The sequence below is a fragment of the Rhodoferax sp. UBA5149 genome (genome assembly GCF_002413825.1).
In the GTDB taxonomy this organism is placed as follows: domain Bacteria; phylum Pseudomonadota; class Gammaproteobacteria; order Burkholderiales; family Burkholderiaceae_C; genus Rhodoferax.
Genome location: NZ_DHXT01000028.1, coordinates 1,298 through 6,551, shown reverse-complemented (window position 1 = coordinate 6,551; position 5,254 = coordinate 1,298). Strand labels below are relative to the sequence as shown.

Annotated in this window: 3 protein-coding genes, 4 tRNA genes and 1 pseudogene; all 8 read left to right on the top strand. The window is 56.7% G+C overall.

All coding sequences use genetic code 11. The features are described 5' to 3' along the window. Positions 1 to 453: pseudogene (locus B3V69_RS02270) on the top strand (ATP-dependent Clp protease ATP-binding subunit ClpX); the annotation flags it as partial. Between the two features lie 122 nt (positions 454 to 575). Next, positions 576 to 3,017: an endopeptidase La gene (lon, locus tag B3V69_RS02265; protein ID WP_296443395.1), complete on the top strand. Its 2,442-nt coding sequence runs from the start codon at positions 576 to 578 to the stop codon at positions 3,015 to 3,017. A 60-nt stretch (positions 3,018 to 3,077) separates the two neighbouring features. Further along, positions 3,078 to 3,153 (top strand) — tRNA-Gly (locus tag B3V69_RS02260). Positions 3,154 to 3,186: 33 nt separating this feature from the next. Next, positions 3,187 to 3,262, top strand: a tRNA-Gly gene (locus B3V69_RS02255). A 46-nt stretch (positions 3,263 to 3,308) separates the two neighbouring features. Then, positions 3,309 to 3,382, top strand: a tRNA-Cys gene (locus B3V69_RS02250). A gap of 81 nt (positions 3,383 to 3,463) precedes the next feature. After that, a tRNA-Leu gene (locus B3V69_RS02245) sits at positions 3,464 to 3,556 on the top strand. Between the two features lie 16 nt (positions 3,557 to 3,572). Continuing rightward, positions 3,573 to 4,205, top strand: coding sequence for a DUF6806 family protein (locus B3V69_RS02240; protein WP_296443393.1), 633 nt, complete (start codon positions 3,573 to 3,575; stop codon positions 4,203 to 4,205). A gap of 118 nt (positions 4,206 to 4,323) precedes the next feature. After that, positions 4,324 to 5,254: GspE/PulE family protein (locus B3V69_RS02235; RefSeq protein ID WP_296443391.1), on the top strand; the 931-nt coding region annotated here is incomplete at its 3' end.

Below are 5,254 nucleotides of genomic sequence, written 5' to 3'. Positions count from 1 at the left end.
TTCGGCGCCACAGTCAAAAGCAAGGAACAGCGCAGCCTGACCGAGGTCTTCAAGGACGTGGAGCCGGAGGATCTGATCAAGTTCGGCTTGATTCCCGAGCTGGTGGGCCGTATGCCGGTGGTGGCCACGCTGGCTGAACTCAGTGAAGATGCGCTGGTGCAGATTTTGACGGAGCCCAAGAATGCCCTGGTCAAGCAGTACGGCAAGCTGTTGGCCATGGAGGGCGTTGATCTTGAAATTCGGCCCTCGGCCTTGAAGGCCATTGCCAAAAAGGCGCTGGCCCGCAAGACCGGGGCTCGTGGTCTGCGCTCGATTCTGGAGTTGGCATTGATCGACACCATGTACGAGTTGCCCAATACCTCGAACGTCGACAAAGTCGTGGTGGACGAGTCCACTATCGAAGAAAACAAGCCTCCGTTGCTGGTCTACCGCGAAGCCGCGAAGAAGGCTTGATTTGGCCCGTCTTTGCGGGCGTTTATTCAACTTTGAGGCCCTCTTGGCCGGGCAATAATCAATTGCGGGTTGAAAATCCGCACTTCTTATCCATATTAAACAGGTAACAAAAAGGTCTTCCCATGTCTGGTCATACCCCACTGCCTGCCATTCCCATTGATTTGCCATTGTTGCCCTTGCGCGACGTGGTTGTTTTTCCGCATATGGTGATCCCGCTTTTTGTGGGCAGACCCAAGAGCATCAAAGCGCTGGAAGCCGCCATGGAGTCTGAGCGACGCATCATGCTGGTGGCGCAGAAGGCCGCCGCCAAGGACGATCCGCTGGTTACCGACATGTTTGATGTCGGTTGTGTCTCGACCATCTTGCAAATGCTCAAGCTGCCCGATGGCACGGTCAAGGTGCTGGTCGAAGGCCAGCAGCGCGCGCGCGTGAACAAGATTGAAGAAGGCGAGCTGCATTTTTCAGCCAACGTTACGCCGGTTGAAGCGCAGCTTGAGCCGGAGGCCAAGCCCCGCGGCAAAGCCAGTGAAATCGAGGCTTTGCGTCGCGCCGTGATGCAGCAATTTGACCAGTACGTCAAGCTCAACAAGAAAATTCCGCCCGAGATCCTCACGTCCATTTCAAGCATCGATGACGCGGGGCGTCTGGCCGACACCATTGCAGCGCATTTGCCGCTGAAGCTGGATAACAAGCAGGCGGTGCTGGACCTTGCGGGCGTTAAAGAGCGTCTTGAAAACCTGTTTGAGCAGATTGAGCGAGAAGTCGACATCCTGAACGTGGACAAAAAAATCCGTGGTCGCGTCAAACGACAGATGGAAAAGAATCAGCGCGATTTCTACCTGAACGAACAGGTCAAAGCCATCCAGAAAGAGCTGGGTGAAGGTGAAGAGGGTGCCGACATCGACGAGATCGAGAAAAAGATCAAGTCCGCCAAGATGCCCAAAGAGGCGCTGAAAAAGGCCGAGGGCGAGCTCAAGAAGCTCAAGCTGATGTCCCCCATGTCGGCAGAAGCCACCGTGGTGCGCAACTACATCGATGTGTTGACCGGTTTGCCCTGGGCGGGCAAGACCAAGATCAAGCACGATCTGGGCAATGCCGAGAAAGTGCTCAACGAAGACCATTTCGGTCTTGACAAGGTGAAAGACCGCATTCTTGAGTATCTTGCGGTGCAACAACGTGTCGAAAAAGTAAAGGCGCCCATTTTGTGTCTGGTCGGGCCTCCCGGCGTCGGCAAGACCTCGCTGGGGCAGTCCATCGCCAAGGCCACCGGGCGCAAGTATGTGCGTATGGCCCTGGGTGGCATGCGTGACGAGGCGGAGATTCGCGGCCACCGTCGTACCTATATCGGTGCGATGCCGGGCAAGGTGTTGCAAAGCCTGTCCAAGGTCGGCACGCGCAACCCGCTGTTCCTGCTGGATGAAATTGACAAGCTCGGAACCGACTTCCGCGGCGACCCGTCAAGTGCGCTGCTGGAGGTGCTGGACCCGGAGCAAAACCACAAGTTTGGCGACCACTATGTAGAGGTTGATTTTGATCTGAGCGATGTCATGTTTGTGGCGACTTCGAACTCGATGAACATCCCTCCGGCGTTGCTGGACCGTATGGAAGTGATTCGTCTGTCCGGTTACACCGAAGATGAAAAAACCAACATTGCTATCAAGTTCTTGCTGCCCAAACAGCTGAAAAACAATGGCGTCAAGGAAGAAGAGTTGCTGGTCAACGACGATGCGGTACGTGACATCGTTCGCTACTACACCCGTGAGGCTGGGGTGCGTTCGCTGGAACGGGAGCTCTCCAAAATCTGCCGCAAGGTGGTGAAGGGCCTGCAGCTCAAGAAGCTGGTGCCACAGGTCAAGGTGACGGCCGAGAATCTCAACGATTACCTCGGTGTTCGCAAGTTCTCTTATGGTCGCGCCGAACAAATGAATCAGGTGGGTCAAGTGGTTGGTCTGGCCTGGACCGAGGTGGGCGGCGATCTGCTGACGATTGAAGCCGCCATGATGCCCGGCAAAGGCATCATCACGCGCACCGGTTCACTGGGCGATGTGATGAAGGAGTCGGTCGAGGCCGCGCGCACCGTGGTGCGCAGCCGCTCACGTCGGTTGGGCATCAAGGACGAATTCTTCGAAAAGAAAGATATTCATATCCACGTGCCTGATGGCGCCACTCCCAAGGACGGCCCCAGTGCGGGTGCGGCGATGACGACCGCTTTTGTCTCGGCCATGACGGGTATTCCGGTGCGCGGTGATGTTGCCATGACCGGCGAAATTACCTTACGCGGGGAAGTGACCGCCATTGGCGGTCTGAAGGAAAAGTTGCTGGCGGCCTTGCGCGGCGGCATCAAGACGGTGTTGATCCCCGAGGAAAATGCCAAAGACTTGCAGGACATCCCCGAGAACGTTAAAAACGGTCTTGAGATCGTGCCGGTGCGCTGGATTGACAAGGTGCTGGAAATTGCACTGGAGAGAATGCCAACGCCCTTGCCGGAGGACGAGCCTGTCGTGGTTGCCGCGACAGCGACTACGGTGTCTGCTCCTGAGCTGGCAGGGTCGGTTAAACACTGAATGCTTTTCACAGGCTGCCAAAAGGCCTGAATAAATGCGATATAATTTAAGGCTTGAAACGCGGGAGTAGCTCAGTTGGTAGAGCGCAACCTTGCCAAGGTTGAGGTCGAGAGTTCGAGACTCTTCTCCCGCTCCATTATTCAAAATGGAGTTTCGTTTTTTAGTTTTTGCGGGAATAGCTCAGTTGGTAGAGCGCAACCTTGCCAAGGTTGAGGTCGAGAGTTCGAGACTCTTTTCCCGCTCCAAATTCAAAAAGGGAAGCTCGTGCTTCCCTTTTTTGTAAGAAAAATTGGCGCGATAGCAAATCGGTTATGCAACGGATTGCAAATCCGTCTAGCCCAGTTCGACTCTGGGTCGCGCCTCCAAAAAATCCAGGCTACATTTTGGCCATATGGGCCTCGTCAGTCGATCTGTCGAGGCCTTTTTGTTTCACAATAGATAGCCGTGCCCGAGTGGTGAAATAGGTAGACACATCGGACTTAAAATCCGCCGCTTCGTGAATAACGGGCATACCGGTTCGATTCCGGTCTCGGGCACCACGTACACTCACACAACATGCCACGCTATAACGCCCCTTTTGAGATCCATGTTCATGGCCAGGTGGCCCTGCGCGCCGATGTTGTTTTTGAGCAGATTCAGGAGGCGCTCAAGCCGATCTGGAAGTATGCCGGTGCGCGCTCATTGGCGGATGCGGCCAGCAGCTCCTATGAAGACGAACCCGGCATCAAGTTCGACCCTCAGGAACACCTGTTGCAGATGTGCTGGACGGTGGCGGGCGACGACGATTTTCGCCAGGTGCTTGACGAGATGTGTATGAACCTCAATGAGCTGGCGCAAGCCGGCGCGGCGATCGAAGTCACGTTTTACGACGCCGAGTTTGATGACGAGGACGAAGAGTCGGACGCGGAGTCGCGGGATGATTTCGTGATGCTCTTCGTCGGACCGGACCCCGCCGCCATCATGCAGGTGCAACGCGACTTGCTGGTGCAGGATGTGGTGAACATGATGGAGCGCCATTTTGACGGCGCTGAGTTGGGCGGTGTGGTGGCTGAAATCGACAAGTTGTTCGGCCAGCGTTTTGATGATCTGGTGAGTTCGCTGCAACTTGGCAAGCCGCCACGTGGCTCGGGTGGCGGTCACGGCGGTGTCGGCCATGGCGGCGGGCGCAAGCCGCGTCATTTGCACTGAGGCGTCGGGCCTGCAGCGGCGGCTACGCAGAATATTTTCATTAAAATTCGCCTGCCACCCCTGTCATCAGTGAATAGAGTGCTATCATTTTTGTAGTTTTTTGCTCAGAGAATGACCTATGAACATGGCAGCAGCCTCTCCCGTGCAGACCAGTCCACCCCCCGCGCCAGGTCGGCCAGAGAAACTGCGGCTGGGCGATGTGCTGGTACAGCAGCGTCTGATTTCGCAGGAGCAGCTGCAGCAAACCCTTGAGCTGCAGCGCCAAACCGGCAAGAAGGTCGGACGGCTGCTGATTGAAACCGGCATCATCACCGAAGAACTGCTGGCCAATGGTCTGGCACGGCAGTTGCGCATTCCGTTTGTCAACCTCAAGACTTTTCCCTTTCGTGCCGATGTCGTGCGGTTGTTGCCTGAGTCGGCAGCGCGACGTTTTCGTGCGCTGGTGCTGGAAGACAAGGGCGACACCTTGCTGGTGGCCCTGGGCGACCCGCTGGATTTATTTGCCTTTGATGAGCTGACCCGTCTGCTCAAGCGCCCGATTGCCATTGCGGCGGTGCCTGAAAGCCAGTTGGCATTGGCGTTTGACCGGCTCTATCGGCGCACCGAGGAGATCAGTGGCCTGGCGCGGGCGCTGGAAAAAGACCTGGGTGACGCGGTTGACTTCGGTGAACTCACCGCCACCGTCGGCTTGGAGGGCGCACCCGTGGTGCGTCTGCTGCAGTCGCTGTTTGAAGACGCCATGCAGGTGGGTGCGTCGGACGTGCACATCGAGCCGCAAGAAGCCGGGCTGCAAATACGGGTGCGGGTGGATGGCGTGCTGCAAACCCAGACCATGGCGGACAAGCGCATTGGCGGCGCGCTGGCCCAGCGCCTCAAGCTGATGGCCGGTCTTGATATTTCTGAAAAACGCCTGCCGCAAGATGGCCGTTTCAGCGTGCGTCTGAAAGAGCACACTATTGATGTGCGTCTGTCCACCTTGCCCACCACCTATGGCGAGGCAGCCGTGATGCGTCTGCTCAATCAGGGCGCGGGCATGAAGCGCCTGGACA

What these genes read in the sequence shown, in the direction of transcription:
- lon (WP_296443395.1), top strand. Translation starts at nt 576, where the DNA reads ATGTCTGGTCATACCCCACTGCCTGCCATTCCCATTGATTTGCCATTG.
- B3V69_RS02240 (WP_296443393.1), top strand. Translation starts at nt 3,573, where the DNA reads ATGCCACGCTATAACGCCCCTTTTGAGATCCATGTTCATGGCCAGGTG.